This window comes from Pseudoduganella sp. UC29_106 (genome assembly GCF_044055365.1).
Lineage (GTDB): Bacteria > Pseudomonadota > Gammaproteobacteria > Burkholderiales > Burkholderiaceae_D > Rugamonas.
The window spans coordinates 2,355,155-2,370,329 of sequence record NZ_CP171977.1 but is presented as its reverse complement, the minus strand read 5'-3'; the positions used below and the strand labels follow the sequence as shown (position 1 = coordinate 2,370,329).

General features: G+C 60.7%; 19 protein-coding genes and 1 tRNA gene. 7 read left to right on the top strand and 13 right to left on the bottom strand.

Features of this window, described 5'->3' with window-relative positions:
• Positions 1 to 184 precede the first annotated feature (184 nt).
• Together ACHMW6_RS12330 and ACHMW6_RS12325 are read right to left on the bottom strand one after the other, a co-directional pair.
• Positions 185 to 775, bottom strand: coding sequence for a hypothetical protein (locus tag ACHMW6_RS12330; RefSeq protein WP_395407372.1), 591 nt, complete (start codon positions 773 to 775; stop codon positions 185 to 187).
• A gap of 343 nt (positions 776 to 1,118) precedes the next feature.
• Positions 1,119 to 1,550 (bottom strand): OsmC family protein, encoded by a 432-nt coding sequence (locus ACHMW6_RS12325; RefSeq protein ID WP_395407371.1) that lies wholly within the window; start codon positions 1,548 to 1,550, stop codon positions 1,119 to 1,121.
• Between the two features lie 212 nt (positions 1,551 to 1,762).
• On the opposite strand from ACHMW6_RS12325, the gene ACHMW6_RS12320 reads away from it, so the two are divergent.
• From ACHMW6_RS12320 to ACHMW6_RS12305, 4 genes are all read left to right on the top strand, one after another.
• Positions 1,763 to 2,161, top strand: a complete 399-nt coding sequence (locus tag ACHMW6_RS12320) for a LysR family transcriptional regulator (protein ID WP_395407370.1) — start codon at positions 1,763 to 1,765, stop codon at positions 2,159 to 2,161.
• Complete coding sequence (locus ACHMW6_RS12315; protein WP_395408594.1) at positions 2,130 to 2,705, top strand: LysR substrate-binding domain-containing protein; 576 nt, start codon at positions 2,130 to 2,132, stop codon at positions 2,703 to 2,705. The genes ACHMW6_RS12320 and ACHMW6_RS12315 overlap by 32 nt, the downstream gene beginning before the upstream one ends.
• A complete protein-coding gene (locus ACHMW6_RS12310) occupies positions 2,698 to 2,994 on the top strand; it encodes a cupin domain-containing protein (RefSeq protein ID WP_395407369.1) in 297 nt (98 codons plus the stop codon). The genes ACHMW6_RS12315 and ACHMW6_RS12310 overlap by 8 nt, the downstream gene beginning before the upstream one ends.
• A 108-nt stretch (positions 2,995 to 3,102) precedes the next feature.
• A complete protein-coding gene (locus tag ACHMW6_RS12305) occupies positions 3,103 to 4,299 on the top strand; it encodes an IS256 family transposase (protein WP_395398832.1) in 1,197 nt (398 codons plus the stop codon).
• A gap of 437 nt (positions 4,300 to 4,736) precedes the next feature.
• Here the strand turns inward: ACHMW6_RS12305 and ACHMW6_RS12300 are convergent.
• The 7 genes from ACHMW6_RS12300 to cysS all read right to left on the bottom strand — a co-directional run bounded on the left by ACHMW6_RS12300 (position 4,737) and on the right by cysS (position 10,828).
• A tRNA-Ser gene (locus ACHMW6_RS12300) sits at positions 4,737 to 4,829 on the bottom strand.
• Between the two features lie 119 nt (positions 4,830 to 4,948).
• Positions 4,949 to 6,196, bottom strand: a complete 1,248-nt coding sequence (locus ACHMW6_RS12295; protein ID WP_395407368.1) for an aspartate kinase — start codon at positions 6,194 to 6,196, stop codon at positions 4,949 to 4,951.
• Between the two features lie 136 nt (positions 6,197 to 6,332).
• Positions 6,333 to 6,869, bottom strand: a complete 537-nt coding sequence (gene tilS, locus ACHMW6_RS12290; protein WP_395408593.1) for a tRNA lysidine(34) synthetase TilS — start codon at positions 6,867 to 6,869, stop codon at positions 6,333 to 6,335.
• Between the two features lie 23 nt (positions 6,870 to 6,892).
• On the bottom strand, positions 6,893 to 7,636 hold the full coding sequence (gene tilS / locus ACHMW6_RS12285) for a tRNA lysidine(34) synthetase TilS (protein ID WP_395408592.1): 744 nt from the start codon (positions 7,634 to 7,636) through the stop codon (positions 6,893 to 6,895).
• Between the two features lie 108 nt (positions 7,637 to 7,744).
• The gene (locus tag ACHMW6_RS12280; protein WP_395407367.1) at positions 7,745 to 8,719 is read right to left on the bottom strand and encodes an acetyl-CoA carboxylase carboxyltransferase subunit alpha; all 975 of its coding nucleotides are present in this window, start codon (positions 8,717 to 8,719) and stop codon (positions 7,745 to 7,747) included.
• Between the two features lie 67 nt (positions 8,720 to 8,786).
• Positions 8,787 to 9,362, bottom strand: coding sequence for a DNA-3-methyladenine glycosylase family protein (locus tag ACHMW6_RS12275; RefSeq protein ID WP_395407366.1), 576 nt, complete (start codon positions 9,360 to 9,362; stop codon positions 8,787 to 8,789).
• Between the two features lie 65 nt (positions 9,363 to 9,427).
• Positions 9,428 to 10,828, bottom strand: a complete 1,401-nt coding sequence (gene cysS / locus ACHMW6_RS12270) for a cysteine--tRNA ligase (protein WP_395407365.1) — start codon at positions 10,826 to 10,828, stop codon at positions 9,428 to 9,430.
• 195 nt (positions 10,829 to 11,023) lie between these two features.
• On the opposite strand from cysS, the gene ACHMW6_RS12265 reads away from it, so the two are divergent.
• Genes ACHMW6_RS12265 through ACHMW6_RS12255 form a run of 3 tightly spaced genes read left to right on the top strand, consistent with a single transcriptional unit; the run spans position 11,024 to position 13,025 of the window.
• Positions 11,024 to 11,734: a peptidylprolyl isomerase gene (locus ACHMW6_RS12265; protein WP_395407364.1), complete on the top strand. Its 711-nt coding sequence runs from the start codon at positions 11,024 to 11,026 to the stop codon at positions 11,732 to 11,734.
• Between the two features lie 55 nt (positions 11,735 to 11,789).
• Complete coding sequence (locus ACHMW6_RS12260; RefSeq protein WP_395407363.1) at positions 11,790 to 12,281, top strand: peptidylprolyl isomerase; 492 nt, start codon at positions 11,790 to 11,792, stop codon at positions 12,279 to 12,281.
• Positions 12,282 to 13,025 carry a UDP-2,3-diacylglucosamine diphosphatase gene (locus ACHMW6_RS12255; RefSeq protein ID WP_395408591.1) on the top strand — a complete coding sequence of 248 codons (744 nt, stop codon included), beginning with the start codon at positions 12,282 to 12,284 and terminating at the stop codon, positions 13,023 to 13,025.
• 129 nt (positions 13,026 to 13,154) lie between these two features.
• Here ACHMW6_RS12255 and ACHMW6_RS12250 read toward each other — a convergent pair whose 3' ends face one another.
• Genes ACHMW6_RS12250 through ACHMW6_RS12235 form a run of 4 tightly spaced genes read right to left on the bottom strand, consistent with a single transcriptional unit; the run spans position 13,155 to position 15,161 of the window.
• Complete coding sequence (locus tag ACHMW6_RS12250; RefSeq protein WP_395407362.1) at positions 13,155 to 13,799, bottom strand: DUF6928 family protein; 645 nt, start codon at positions 13,797 to 13,799, stop codon at positions 13,155 to 13,157.
• The gene (locus tag ACHMW6_RS12245) at positions 13,789 to 14,388 is read right to left on the bottom strand and encodes a DinB family protein (protein WP_395407361.1); all 600 of its coding nucleotides are present in this window, start codon (positions 14,386 to 14,388) and stop codon (positions 13,789 to 13,791) included. The genes ACHMW6_RS12250 and ACHMW6_RS12245 overlap by 11 nt, the downstream gene beginning before the upstream one ends.
• Positions 14,385 to 14,774 carry an NUDIX domain-containing protein gene (locus ACHMW6_RS12240; RefSeq protein ID WP_395407359.1) on the bottom strand — a complete coding sequence of 130 codons (390 nt, stop codon included), beginning with the start codon at positions 14,772 to 14,774 and terminating at the stop codon, positions 14,385 to 14,387. Before ACHMW6_RS12240 ends, ACHMW6_RS12245 begins: the two co-directional genes overlap by 4 nt.
• The gene (locus tag ACHMW6_RS12235) at positions 14,775 to 15,161 is read right to left on the bottom strand and encodes a hypothetical protein (RefSeq protein ID WP_395407357.1); all 387 of its coding nucleotides are present in this window, start codon (positions 15,159 to 15,161) and stop codon (positions 14,775 to 14,777) included. It abuts the gene before it with no gap.
• Positions 15,162 to 15,175: the final 14 nt, after the last annotated feature.

Genomic DNA, 15,175 nt, shown 5'->3' with positions numbered 1-15,175 from the left:
AGCACGCCCGCGCGATGCAGCTTGCCATCGGCTGCGACATAAGTGACGGGGAAAAAGAATCCGGATTGCAGGCCGCAACGCCGGGCCGTTTGCACGCGCACCATGTCGGCATGCGTGGCCGTTGCTTCGACCCATTGCGCCTGGCCGGTGAGCCAGGTTTCGCCCACCAGTCCGTGGCCCGGCATCACCACCAGCCCTGTTGCAGCGCTGCGGAATTGCGCATAGTCGCCATCCGGTTTATGCCAGACGTGCCGGCAACGCAGGATTTCAGCTGCGCCGTGATTTTCCGCGCCCAGAACGCACCCCATTCCCAGCCCAGTTCATCGCAGACCAGGTGCAGGATCTTGTCGACTGCGTCGTCGAAGGTATCCGTGCCGATCAGGTACTGTGTCAGCGCGAAGTTAAAGCGCTCGCGTGTGGCGGCCCGCTTTGCCGCCGTGATGTCAGTGAGTATGCCGGTGGCTACGGGCAGGTCCCCTGCCGCCAGTGCCTGCAGGCGCAGCCAGCGTATCCCATGCCCTGGATCGACAGTGCGGAAATCATGCACCAACGCCGCACCATCGCGGCTGATTGCAGACAGTACGGCCTGCAGCGGCTCCGCGTCATCTGTAACGACGGTCGTCCATACGTCGCTTCCCGTTCCGTTCTGCAGGCCGAGCAAGCGCCAGGCGACCGGCGAGAGAGACATATGGGAAGTGTGCCGCTCCATGGACCAACGGCCCAATCCGGCGAGTTCGTCGATCTGATCGGCCTGCGCGGGCATTTGATTGTGCAAAAGCTCTCCTGAAAATTTATTGAAGGCGCGTGCACGGCGCCCCCAAAATGAACCACAACGATGCAAACAGTCGGCTCTATCGACGACAGTTGCACCAAAGTGTGCAGGTTCTCTTCAGATTCAATCTCTACCGCGTGCTGGTGGCAGGGCTTACGATGAAAATGTCATGCTTGTTGCTTTTGGCAAGTCATCGTAAGCACTATCTATGCCATGTTGCTCTTTTAGAAATGATAGAACCATCCTACGACGGGCGCCTTCGCGCTGACGCCAAAGGGGATATGGTCAAGGCCTGCGAGTGCCGCAAGCCTCGGAAAAACGCCCGGCGAGAGCCGGGCTACTGCCATCACACGTTGACTGTAAAGTCGATGTCGATATTCCCATGCACAGCTTTCGAGTACGGGCAGAGCGTATCGGCCAGGTGCGCGACCTTGCTCGCGGTATCTTGTTCCAATCCCGGCAAGTTGACGGTGAAGCGAGCGCCGATGAAGTACGCGCCGCCGGCGATGCCCAGGTCGACTTCGATATCGACCGACATAGTGCCAGGCAGCGTAACCTTGCTCTGCTCCGCTGCCAAGCCCAGGGCCAACGTATAGCAGGAAGACCACGCGCCAGCGAACAACTGCTCAGCGGTCGGATGGGCAGCAATGGCTTCAAAGGAAATGTCCTTGGCGCCGGTACCTGACAGCTTCAGGTTCACTGTGCTGTTGTGGTCGCCCGGCTTGGACGCGGTAGTGTGGGTTTTACCGGTCAGCAGTACTTTGTCGATCTTGGTCATGATGAACTCCGTTTCGTTTCGATGGTGAGGTTGGCGATTCGGGCAAGGGTATTGCCCGTCGGGCCCGTTTACGCTGAGCCCCGCTATTGGCGCTCGTCGTTGAAAACCAGTGTAGGGCTGCACCAATCGATGGACTAGACTGGGAAATGTGGACACATCGTCCACCAGCGGAAACGATCACGGGGCACTGCTGCTCGCAAGCGGAGCAAACCATGCATGACCTGAACGACTTGTACTTTTTCCACACCGTGGTTTCTTGTAACGGGTTCGCGGCTGGCGCGCGGCACATTGGGGTGCCGAAATCGACGCTGAGCAAGCGTGTGGCCCAGCTCGAAAATCGCCTGAACGTCCGTCTCCTCGAACGCACCACACGCAGCTTGCGGACAACCGATGTCGGCCGCGAATTCTATGAACACTGTGAGGTCATGTTGGCAGGCGCAGAAGCGGCAGAGGCCGTAGCTGCGCAATCGCGTGCTGAACCGCAAGGGCTGGTGCGTGTGAGCTGTCCGCCAGGACTGATCCAGTACATGATGGTGACGCTGCTGCCAGGTTTTTTCGGCACGTTATCCGAAGGTACGAATTCAATTACAGGTTTTCCATCGGCCTGCTGACCTCATTGAGGACCGTGTGGATGTTGCCCTTCGGGGCAGGATGCGCCTTGAGACTGATCCCTCACTCATTGTGCGCCCACTGGGCTGCAGCCGCCCTGTGCTGGCCATGAATCCGGCGCTGTTGGCTGATCGCGCGGCTCCAGCTACAGTAGATCAATTGGCGGACTTTCCCACCCTCTCGACAGCAGAAGATGCGGCAGGCGATTGCTGGGAACTGGAAGGCCCGGATGGTGCGATGCATTTCTTCCGGCATCAACCTCGCCTGTTTTGCAGCAGCCTTGACATAGTGCGCGCATCGGCGATCGCCGGGTTGGGTCTGGCATTGCTGCCGAAACGATTCTGCTGGCTGAACTTTAAATCAGGTGAACTCCTCCATGTATTGCCGGGCTGGCACAGCCGAGAGTTCATCATTCATGCAGTGTTCATGAGCCGCAGGGGGATGTTGCCATCGGTACGGGCCCTCATCGATTATCTGGCCTCTGAGGTGCCGACGATTACCGAAGATCCGCCTGCGCCTCCGCAACCAGGGGAACCGTATGGATAGACCAATTATCAATGTCGCAGACGTCGAGCTTCAACCCGGAGCGGCGGCCTTCACTGCCACGGGTCCGGCAGCAGAAAGATTTGAGGCACGCATGCAGCTGATCGGGTTAAGAATCGGAGCACAGCATCTGGGATATAACATCACCGAGGTCCCACCGGGCAAGCGAGCTTTCCCGCTTCACAACCATCGTGTGAACGAAGAGATGTTTTTCATCCTCGAAGGAAGTGGAGAGGTTCGCATTGGAGAGCTGACTTATTCAATAGATGGTGCCCCAGGGTGTGGTGTATGAAGAGGTCGCCGGAGTCGGCGTTTAGGAAGGCTGCTTGAGGGCGGCCATTGTGATTCTTAAGGTAATGTTGGGTTTGCGAAGACCTTAACTCAACCTAAGGGAAACACAATGACCAACGCCACTATCGCACTATCCGAGCTCGCCGAAAAGGGGGCGGATGCAGATTTCATCCGTCAGACCTTGCAACATGCCTTGCAGCGGCTCATGGAAATGGACGTGGAAGCGCTTTGCCAGGCCGCCTATGGCGAGCGCAGTGATGAACGCATCAACAGCCGCAACGGCTATCGCGACCGCGCTTATGAAACCCGGGCCGGCAAAGTCGATCTCAAAATACCCAAGCTGCGCAGCGGCAGTTATTTCCCCGGCTTCCTGGAGCCACGGCGCACAGCCGAAAAGGCGCTAACAGCGGTGATTCAGGAGGCCTATATTCAGGGCATCTCCACCCGCTCAGTCGATGAACTGGTCAAGGCTATGGGCATGACCGGCGTCTCCAAGAGCCAGGTCTCGCGGCTGTGCGAAGAGATCGATGAGCGGGTACAAGCTTTCCTTGGTCGGCCTATCGAAGGCGATTGGCCTTACCTGTGGATCGATGCCACCTACGTTAAATCGCGTCAGGCCGGCCGAGTTGTGTCAGTGGCCGTGATAATCGCGGTGGCCGTCAACACTGACGGCGTGCGCGAAATCCTTGGCGTGGCGACCGGCCCTTCCGAGGCTGAGCCTTTCTGGACCGAGTTTCTGCGCGGCCTGACGCGGCGAGGGCTGCGTGGCGTTAAGCTGGTTATCTCGGATGCCCATGAAGGGCTGAAGGCGGCCACCAGCAAGGTGTTGAAGACAACTTGGCAGCGTTGCCGTGTGCACTTTATCCGTAACGCCCTGGCGCATGTTGGTAAAGGCCAGCGCCAGGCCGTACTGGCCATGATCAATACCATCTTTGTGCAGGAAAGCGCCGAGGCAGCCAGCGGGCAGTGGCGAACAGTGGCCGACCAGCTGCGGGCCAAATTCTCCAAGCTGGCTGCCATGATGGATGACGCCGAATATGAGGTTCTATCCTTCATGAGCTTTCCCAAGGCGCACCGAACCCAGATTCACAGCACCAATCCGTTGGAACGCCTGAACGCCGAGGTCAAACGCCGCACTAACGTTATTGGCATCTTCCCCAATGACCGCGCCATCATCCGGCTCGTGGGCGCCTTGATGCTGGAGCAAAATGACGAGTGGTCACTGCAACGCCGATACATGCAGCTTGAAGGATTGCAGTCCTTGAGCGACAATCAGTCCGCACGGCTCTCTGCCGTGATCAACTGATCGGGGACCCAGCCCCTTGAGAATCACTTCTCGTACACCACTCCTGGGGACACCATCTATTCAATACAAGTCGGCGATATCATTGCGTGCCCGCCAGGCGGCAGGGAAACAGCTCATCAAATCATCAATAACGGGTTAGTGCCGTTACGCTATTTGGCTGTCAGTACAAAACTAAAGCCGGATATTGTGGAATATCCCGATTCGGGTAAGTTCGCAGTTCACGGCCAGCCGCCCGGTACGCACGGGCAACAACAGGACTTTCTCTTTATCGGCCGCGTTGATACCGAAGTTAGTTACTGGGATGGTGAGTAATATTTGAAGTGTCGTCCCACAATAAAAGACGTTGAGGTGGCGCGTGCGTCCGGAGTAAACGAAAAAACCCGCAACATCCAAGCTTGCGGGTTCCTCGCTGTTGAATTTCCTCAACAAAAGATTTCTGGCGGAGACGGTGGGATTCGAACCCACGATACAGGTTTTGCCCGTATGCTTCCTTAGCAGGGAAGTGCCTTCGGCCACTCGGCCACGTCTCCTCGTCGATTGCTCAACGATCGTCTGCTCTTCTTCATTGCTGCGTCAGATCAGACGACCGCCATATTAAAGACCGATCCTGCTTTGGTCAAGGCAATCCGACAGTTTTTTTTGGAAATATTTACTCTTTATCCAGCTCGAATGCCTTGTGCAGCGCGCGCACGGCCAACTCCATGTATTTCTCGTCGATCAGCACGGAAATCTTGATCTCGGAAGTGGAGATCATCATGATGTTGATGCCCTCTTCCGCCAGCGTCTGGAACATCTTGGAGGCCACGCCCACGTGCGAGCGCATGCCGACGCCGACCACGGAAATCTTGGACACTTTGGCGTCGCCCACCAGGGTGTGGTGGCCGATCTCGCCCTTCTCGTTGTGCAACACGTCCATGGCCTTCTGGTAGTCGTTGCGCGACACGGTGAAGGTAAAGTCGGTCTTACCATCCACGGACTGGTTCTGGATGATCATGTCGACTTCGACGTTCGCCTCGGCGACCGGGCCCAGGATGTGGTAGGCCACGCCTGGACGGTCAGGCACGCCCAGTACGGTGATTTTGGCTTCGTCGCGGTTGAAGGCGATGCCGGAGATAACTGCTTGTTCCATATTCTTGTCTTCCTCAAACGAAATCAGGGTGCCCGAGCTGGCTTCTTCGGTCAGATCCATCATCGGATCGGTCAGCGAGGACAGGACGCGGGTCGGGACGCGGTAGTTGCCGGCGAATTCCACCGAGCGGGTCTGCAGGACCTTGGAGCCCAGCGAGGCCAGTTCCAGCATCTCTTCGAAGGTGATCGCCTTCAAGCGACGCGCTTCGGAGACCACGCGCGGGTCGGTGGTGTAGACGCCGTCCACGTCCGTGTAGATCAGGCATTCGTCGGCCTTCAGCGCCGCGGCGATCGCCACGGCGGAAGTGTCCGAACCGCCACGGCCCAGGGTGGCAATATTGTCGTTCTCGTCCACGCCCTGGAAGCCGGTGATGATGACGATCTTGTTCTCTTCCAGGTCCTTGCGCACGCGGGCATCGTCGATCGACTGGATGCGCGCCTTTGTGAAGGCGGAGTCGGTTTTAATGGCCACTTGCCAGCCGGCGTAGGAGACCGCGCTCTTGCCGATCGCTTGCAGCGCCATCGACAGCAGACCCACGGAGACTTGTTCGCCGGTGGAGGCGATCATGTCCAGTTCACGCGGGTCGGGCGGGTTTTGCACTTCCTTGGCCAGGGCAATCAGACGGTTGGTCTCGCCGGACATTGCCGACGGCACCACCACGATCTGGTGTCCCGCATCGTGCCATTTGGCGACGCGACGCGCGACGTTTTTGATGCGTTCCGTCGAGCCCATCGACGTACCGCCGTATTTGTGGACAATTAAAGCCATGCTTGTATTTCCGCACTGATGTATTAAAAGGAGCCCTTTACTCTACATGCTGCGTTGCAAAACCTCAAGTCAAAAAGGTACTAAACTCATACCAAATTGGCATAAGTACATACGTATAGACAACTATAGGAAAATATTATTTGGTTTCCCAGCGGAATACTATGCGCGGGAACTGACCTAAGGTCATTTTGTGGCAATCCATGCCGATTCCTGCGGCGTATATCAATTGGCCTGGAATCGAGACAATTGTTGCCCTGTCGCGCTCCCATGTGGGAACGCCGAGGGATTGGTAGTGGTGCTTGAGGTCGCGGGTGGGCCTGTTGCTGGCCGGCTTGAGGCGTTCGCCGCCTTTGCGCTTGCCGATGGCGAGCAGTTGGGCGCGCAGCCAGTCAGGGTCGAGGCCTTCTGTTGCCAGCTCGATGTGCAGCGTGCCGCCGAATGCGGGGAAGTCGATTCGCGTTTCGCCGTTCCAGCGGAAGTGCTGATCTTCGTCCGGCAGCGGATCGCGGCGTTCGACCAGGTACAGGCGGTTGCGGTGGCGGCGGACTTCGCAGTCGGGATGGGTGACGCGCAGGTTGGCGTCGTCTCTTGCCGTCAGCGCCTGCTCGCGCATTTCGGCCAGCCAGCTGGTGGATGGCAGGCGGATGTTGCGCCTGGCGAACCAGTGGCGCAGGAGGTTGTTGCAGCGGTCTTCGCTCAGGGCGCGCAGGCGCGCGAGATCAAGGCTGGCGCGCGAGTCCGCGCTCTCGGCTGGGCGGAGGCAGGCGCGGAGGTCGTCGGCTGCGAGGTCGTCAGGAGACGCTGGGCGGACTGGGCGTGGCGGGCGCTGCGGGCGAAGCGTTCCTGGTAGCCGGGGAAGGCGCGCTCGAGTTGGGGCATCACGCTGTGGCGCAAGGCGTTGCGGGCATACCGCTGGTCGGCGTTCGATTCGTCTTCGATGTGCGCGATGCCATGCTCGCGGACGTAGTGCTCGAGCTCGGCGCGGCTGGCGGCGAGCAAGGGACGGGCGAGCAGGATGTCATCGCTGCCCAGCAGGCCGGGCGCGCGGTTGGCGGCGTCCATGCCGGAGAGTCCGGCGGGGCCGGAGCCGCGCAGAAGCTGGAGCAGGATGGTTTCAGCCTGATCGTCCTGGTGGTGGGCGGTGAGCAGCAGCTGGACGCCGTGCTCGCGGCACATCTCGCCAAGTGCGGCGTAGCGTTGCTTGCGGGCGGCAGCTTCGGTGCCGGAGCGCTTGTCGTCCAGCGTAATGCGGCGGGACGCGAAGGTGATGCCCAGCGCGGCGCATGCGCGCTCGCAATGGGCGAGCCAGGCGTCGGCATTTGGGCTAAGGCCGTGATGAACGTGGAAGGCGTACAGGCGTGGCGCGAGCGCGGCGTCAAGCTCCGGCGCGGCAGCGGGCGACACGATGGGCGTGGCGCTGCGGGCCCAGGCGTGGGCCAGGTGAAGCAGTGCGGAGGAATCGAGGCCGCCGCTGAGGGCGATGGCGATGGCCTGCCCTGGCGCGCGCGGAAGCGCGCTCAGGGGAGGCGGAGAATAAAGCGCTGAGGCTCACTCTTGCGGAGTGGTTTCCTTGAATTTGCCGTAGCTCATCAGCTTTTCGTGACGCGCTTCCAGCAGGTCCTTGGTCTTCATGCCCTGGAACTGGCGCAGGGAGTCGGCCAGCGCGCGCTTCAGCAGGCGGGCCATCTCTTTCGGGTCGCGATGGGCGCCGCCCAGCGGTTCGTTGACGATCTTGTCGATCAGGCCAATGGCCTTCAGGCGGTGCGCGGTCAGGCCCAGCGCTTCGGCTGCGTCGGCAGCGCGCTCGGAAGTCTTCCACAGGATGGAGGCGCAGCCTTCCGGCGAGATCACGGAATAGGTTGCGTACTGCAGCATCAGCACCGCATCGCCGACAGCAATGGCCAGTGCGCCGCCGGAACCACCTTCGCCGATGATGGTAGCGATCAGCGGCACCTTCAGTTCGGCCATCACGTACAGGTTGTGGCCGATCGCTTCGGACTGGCCGCGCTCTTCAGCGTCGATGCCAGGGAAGGCACCAGGCGTGTCGACAAAGGTAAAGATAGGCAGGTTGAATTTCTCGGCTACCTTCATCAGGCGCATGGCCTTGCGATAGCCTTCCGGCTTCGGCATGCCGAAGTTGCGCGCGGCGCGTTCCTTGGTGTCGCGGCCCTTCTGGTGCCCGATGACCATGCAAGGCTGGCCGTTGAAGCGGGCCAGGCCGCCAACGATGGACTGGTCGTCCGCATAGGTGCGGTCGCCGTGCAGTTCGTGGAAGTCGGTGAAGATCTCGTTCACATAGTCCATCGTGTATGGACGCTGGGGGTGACGGGCGATCTGGGAAACCTGCCAGGGCGTGAGCTTGGCGTAGATGTCTTTGGTCAGCTGCTGGCTCTTCTTGGCCAGGCGGTCGATTTCTTCTGAAATGTCGACGGCCGAGTCGTCTTGCACGAAACGCAGCTCTTCAATCTTGGAATCCAATTCCGCAATTGGTTGCTCAAAATTGAGGAAAGTCGTTTTAATCATTGTACCTCCGAGAGTATGACAGCCGTGTCGCGCCAGCTTTTGGCGGGCGCACGGCGCCCAATTTTCGCTATTTTACCGGAACCGGGTCCAGGCTACGCCATAAATACCAGGTAGCAACTGTTCGGAACGGTTCCCAGTTGGCGGACACTTCCCGCGCATCGCTGCGCGAAACCGGTTCGCCGGAAAAGTAATTCTGGCTGATGCCATCGATCAGGCGCGGGTCATCCAGCGGCAAGACATTGGGACGGAGCAGATTAAATATCAAAAACATCTCTGCTGTCCAGCGGGTAATGCCGCGGATCTGGACCAGTTCCGCAATGACCGCTTCGTCGTCCATCTGGCCCCATTCATTGGCATGCACCTTCTTCGTCTTGAAGTGGTCGGCCAGGTCCAGGATGTATTCGGTCTTGCGCTTGGAAAGGCCGCAGGCGGCCAGTTGGGGCGCGCCGGCCTTTTGCACGGCGGCGGGCGTGAATTTCGGCAGCGCCTCCAGCAGCTTGCCCCAGGCAAGGTTGGCGGCCTTTTGCGTCACTTGCTGGTTGACGATGGAACGGGCGAGCGTGATGAAAGGATCGTCGTGGCCGACCAGGTGCAAGTCGCCGAATTGGGGAATCAGGCGGTTCATGATGCGATCCCGCTTCATAAGCTCCGCCTTGGCTTCTTCCCAATAAGGCGGCACGGAGGCCGCTTTGCCACGTTCCTGGAACATTACGCGCGGCGCCAGTTCGTGGTGCCGTCTGGCTTGTCTTCGAGGACGATGCCAGCGGCCAGCAGGTCGGCGCGGATCTTGTCCGACTTCGCAAAGTCGCGCGCCTTCTTGGCGGCCGCGCGTTCGGCGATGGCTGCGTCGATGGCTGCTTCGTCCAGGCCGCCCTCGCCTGCCGCGCCGGCCGGTGCGGCCTTGCGGTATTCGTCCGGGCTACGCTCCAGCAGGCCAATCACGGAAGCCAGGCCTTTCAGCTGGCGCACGACTGCCGGCGACTTGGTCTTGTTCACTTCCGAAGCCAGGTCGAACAGCACGGATACGGCGATCGGCGTGTTGAAGTCATCGTCCATCGCTTCGGCGAAGCGCTTCGCATTCTCTTCGTTCCAGTCCAGCGGCTGGCCGTCGCCCTGCACGCCGTCGAGGGCGGTGTAGAGGCGGGTCAGCGCGCCGCGCGCATCTTCCAGGTGGGCATCCGAATAGTTCAGCGGGCTGCGATAGTGGGCGCGCAGGATAAAGAAGCGCACCACTTCGGCGTCGAACTTTTGCAGCACTTCGCGGATGGTGAAAAAATTGCCCAGCGATTTGGACATCTTCTCGTTATCGACGCGCACGAAGCCGTTATGCACCCAGTAGTTAACCATATCGTGGCCGAAGGCGCCTTCGGACTGGGCGATCTCGTTCTCGTGGTGCGGGAACTGCAGGTCGGCGCCGCCTCCGTGGATGTCGAACTGTTCGCCCAGCAGCGCGCAGGACATGGCGGAGCACTCGATATGCCAGCCCGGGCGGCCCTTGCCCCATTGCGAATCCCACTTCACTTCATCCGGCTCGGATTCCTTGGCGGCCTTCCACAGCACGAAGTCGAGCGGGTCGCGCTTGCCGGTGTTCACGTCCACGCGCTCGCCGGCGCGCAGGTCGTCCAGCGACTTGCCGGACAGCTTGCCGTAGCCGGGGAAGTTGCGCACAGAGTAGTTCACGTCGCCATCGGCGGCCTTATAGGCCAGGTCTTTCGCTTCCAGCTTCCCGATGATGCCCAGCATCTGCGGCACGTACTGGGTGGCGCGCGGCACGTCGGTCGGCTCCAGGATGCCCAGAGCGGCGCAGTCTTCATCCATATACTTGATGAAGCGGCCGGTCAGCTGGCCGATGGTCTCGCCGTTTTCGACAGCGCGCTTGATGATCTTGTCGTCGATGTCCGTGATATTGCGCACGTACTGGACGGCGTAGCCCGATGCCTTCAACCAGCGGTAGATCACGTCAAACGCCATCAGCATGCGGCCGTGGCCAACGTGGCAGTAGTCATAGACGGTCATGCCGCACACATACATGCGGACCTTGCCCTCGTCGATCGGTTTGAACGTCTGCTTTTCGCGCGCCAGCGTGTTGTAAATCTTTAAATTGCTCATCGGGTTCTGTTAAACGGGACGGCAACCCATAGCAGAACGACAATATGGCGCAAGCACAGGTGTGCCGCGCCAGGTCGTCAGTGCAGTGGGATCCAGCCGCCCTTTGTTATAGTTCTTCTTTGCTAGAATGGAACGTCAGCGGAAGTATAGCATTGATAAAATCGCCCGAGCGAGATTGTACTCATAAGGAAAACCATGCATAAACTGAAAGGCCTGGCCCTGGCGGCCATGCTGCTGACCGGCGCGGCGCACGCGGCCGAGAATCCCCAGGTCTCGATGAAGACCACGATGGGCGAGATCATTGTTGAACTGGACCAGGAGAAAGCGCCCATCTCCACGGCCAACTTCATGGCCTATGTAAAGAGCGGCTTCTACAAGGACACGATCTTCCACCGCGTGATCAATGGCTTCATGATCCAGGGCGGCGGCTACACGGCGGACCTGAAGAGCAAGCCAGGCTTGCGTCCCACTATCAAGAGCGAGGCAAAGAACGGCCTGAGCAACCTGGCCTATACGATCGCGATGGCGCGCCATGACGATCCGAATTCCGGCCAGTCGCAATGGTTCATCAATGTGGCCGACAATATCGGCCTCGACTTCCCGCTGCCGGATGGTAAGGGTTACACGGTATTCGGCCGCGTGATCCAGGGCAAGGAGACGGTCGACAAGATCAAGGCCGTGCTGGTGGACGATAAACCGAACTTCCAGAACCTGCCGGTCACGCCGATCGTCGTGAAATCGGTCACCGTGCTCAAGACACGTATTGTGCCGCCGCCAGAACCGCCGGCAGCTCCACCGGCGCCCGAGGCACAGCCAGCGCAGCCTGCGCAACCGGCCGAGCCGGTGCCGCCGGCCGAACCAACGCCTCCCCAGCAGCCCGCCCCGACGCCTGAGGCGGTAAAATAGCGTTTTGCCATCGGCTGGGATACACTCCCGGCCCTCGAATTTAAGGAAGAAGAACATGACCACCATCACCATCACCACCAACAAAGGCAAGATCGTCGCAGAACTGGACGCGGAAAAAGCGCCGAAGACCGTTGAGAACTTCCTGCACTATGTGAACGCGGGCCACTACAACAACACCATCTTCCACCGCGTAATCGACGGTTTCATGATCCAGGGCGGCGGTTTCGAGCCGGGCATGAAGCAGAAGCCGACCGACCAGACCGTGGAAAACGAAGCGAAGAACGGCCTGAAGAACGAGCCTTACACCCTGGCCATGGCCCGTACCTCGGCGCCGCACTCCGCGTCCGCCCAGTTCTTCATCAACGTGAAGAACAATTCCTTCCTGGACTACCCAGGCCAGGACGGCTGGGGCTATGCCGTGTTCGGCAAGGTAACCGAAGGCACTGAAGTGGTCGATGAAATCCGCAAGGCCAAGACCACCCGCTCCGGCATGTTTGCCGACGTGCCGGCGGAAGACATCATCATTGAGAAGATCGAAGCTGCTTAAATCTTGATTCTCCTTATCTCCGACCTGCACCTGCAGCCGGAGCGTCCCGCGTTGACGGAAGCGTTCCTGCGCTTCCTCGACGAGCGCGCGCTGAAGGCGCAGCAACTGTACCTGCTGGGCGATCTGTTCGAATACTGGGCGGGCGACGACGATCTGTCGGCCCCCTTCCATCAGCAGATCGTGGCGGCCTTGCGCCGCGTGAGCGACGCGGGTGTGCAGGTGTCCTGGATCGCGGGCAACCGCGATTTTCTTGTCGGTTCCGGATTTGCCGAAGCTTGCGGCCTGACCCTGCTGCCCGAGACCTGGGTGATCGAAGCGGGCGGCCAGCGCATTGTGCTGCTGCATGGCGATGCGCAATGCACGGCGGACGTCAAGTATATGGAATTCCGCGCGCAGGTGCGTCAGCCGGCCTGGCAGCAGCAGTTCCTGTCCATGCCTTTAGCGCAGCGCAAGCAGATCATCGCGGGCCTGCGCGAGAAGAGCAAGGAAGGCCACGCGGAGAAGTCCTACGAAATCATGGATGTGACGCCGGCGGCCATCGCCGATGTCTTCGCACAGACCGGCACTTCGGTCATGATCCACGGCCATACGCACCGCCCTGCCCTGCATGTGGTCGACGGCAAGCGCCGTTATGTGCTGCCGGATTGGGAGCCGGAGGCTTCTCCTCCACGCGGCGGTTGGATTGCCATTGCGGATGACGGCGCGATTACGCGGCATGCGCTGGATGGGGCGGTTTTGCCTTGAACCCAATGCAAACCCTGGTGGCAGCCACGATGTGGCAGCCACCTGGTCAACGCCGCGGGAGAAAAAAAGGGACGGGCACCCAAACAGGTGTCTGCCACATCGTGGCAGACACCAGCTTTTGGGTTGGGTTCACCAAAGCTTCCACCAAGCCTTCTTGCGCGCGAAAACCATCATCGGAATTGTTTGCGGATCGGGCTGGGTCAGGTCGATTTCGCCTTCCAGGTTATAGCCGAAGAGCGCTTTCAGCGCGTCCTCGCCCATTTCGAGCGGATGGAATGGCAGCGGGTAGTCGTCAGGATCATCTTCCGGGTCCACGGCGGGGCGCTGGCCGGACCAGTATGGCGCCTCGAACGGCAGGCGCTCGCCCAGGTCCTCCATGATGCCGCTGTCAGGCGACAGGCTCAGCGCACGCTGCAGCTGCCCATTCTCCCACACCGCAAACGCGAACCAGTCCACCACGCTGTGCATGCAGTGCAGATAGGTCTTGCGGCCGGCCGCATGGTCGATGAAGCGGCGGTCAAGGTGGGATGGGTAGTCGATGCCGAGCGAGCCGTCGGCGACGATGGTCAGGCCGGGGAAACAGGCCACCATCAGCGTATTGTCGGGCGGGCAGGCGAAGGCCAGGCTGCCGTCCGGCGCTTCGGTGAAGCGGTCGGCGGGGAAAAGCTGCGCGGCGACGGCGGCGCTGGCGGTGCGATCGAGCTGCGGACGGGATCGCAGGATCTGGATCGGATCGCCGTCGGCGTACATGATCAACCAGGTTTTAGCGCCCATTGTCTATTCCCCATATCTGTTCTTCGGTCCAGCCAAGTTCGATGAAGTCCTGCGTACGCAAGGGCGCTTCGCCGGCGGCATAGAATTCGTCCAGCTGCGGCGGGGCGACGGGCGTGGCGGACAGCATGTTGTGCACCTGGCCCCGGTGGTGGATCTGGTGCTGGTAGACGTGGGCGAGCAGGCGCTCGCGCGTATCGCGCTGCTCGTGACCAATGCGCTGGATGACGACGATTTCGTCCAGCATATCGTCGGTCAGGTTACTGGCGTAGTCGATCAAGCGCTGGTCGGAAGCGCGCTGGGCGGCGCGGAGTTCGGCCGCGCTGGCGAAGGGCTGCTCGGGGCGGAAGAAGCTTTGGTAATCCGGATGCGGCGGCTCGCCGCGCAGGTTGCGTTCCAGCGCGTCGATGTAGAACCAGTCCACGGTGAGGATGTGGTTCAACGTAGCCTTGAGGGACGGGAAGAAACCGGTGCGCCCTGCCTCGAAGTTCTCCTGCGATAGCTGGGCGCAGGCGCGCAGCAGGCGGTGGTTGGCCCAGGCGTTGTTATAGGCGGCGGCGCGCAGGTGGCGCGACAGGCGATTGGCCGTCATTGCGCGTGCCCGTGAGCGCGCCAGGCGGCGATGGAAGCGCGGTAGCCGGGCGGGATGCGCTCGGGTAGCGCGTCCGGATGGAACAGGCCGAGGCGCTTGTGTTCATGACTGATGGACGCATTGAAGTCGCCCTGCAGCGTGCAGGCATAGGTGGCGATGAAGACGTGCTTGCCGGGGATGACTTCGAACAGGTAGCTGTCCAGCGGCGCGCCGACGGCCACGTCGAGGCAAAGCTCTTCGCGGATTTCGCGGGCCAGGCACTCGGCCGACGACTCGCCGATCTCGATGCGCCCGCCCGGCAGCTCCCACTCCGCGCGTTCGTTCATCAGCAGCACGACTTCGCCGGACGGCGCGGCCAGCACGCCTTTCACGGATACTGGATACATTCAGGCGTCCTCACGTAGGCTATCGATATGGGGAGCGCGCTGCAGCAGGTCGAACAGCGCGATGTAAAGCGCAGAAACGGCGGGAGGACGGGGATCGTGGTCGAGCAGGCGCGCCATCAGGCCGCTCTCGGCGAACACAAAGGCCTGCCAGCCCTCTTCCGAATTGGCGCAAGCCACATACAGGTCGCATTCCTCGGAGGCCACTGGCACGCACCAGCCGAAGTCCTCGGGGATGGCGGGGCCGGTAAGCTCGAAGCCCAGCGCTGGCAGTTCGGCGGCCACCCATTCGGCCAGTTGGCGGCCGAAGATGCCGGGATTGGTCAGTTCATCTTCGCCGGGAATGGCGGCGAAGTGGGAAGACTGGAACATCAGGATGGGGCTGTGCATGCTGATGCTCCCCA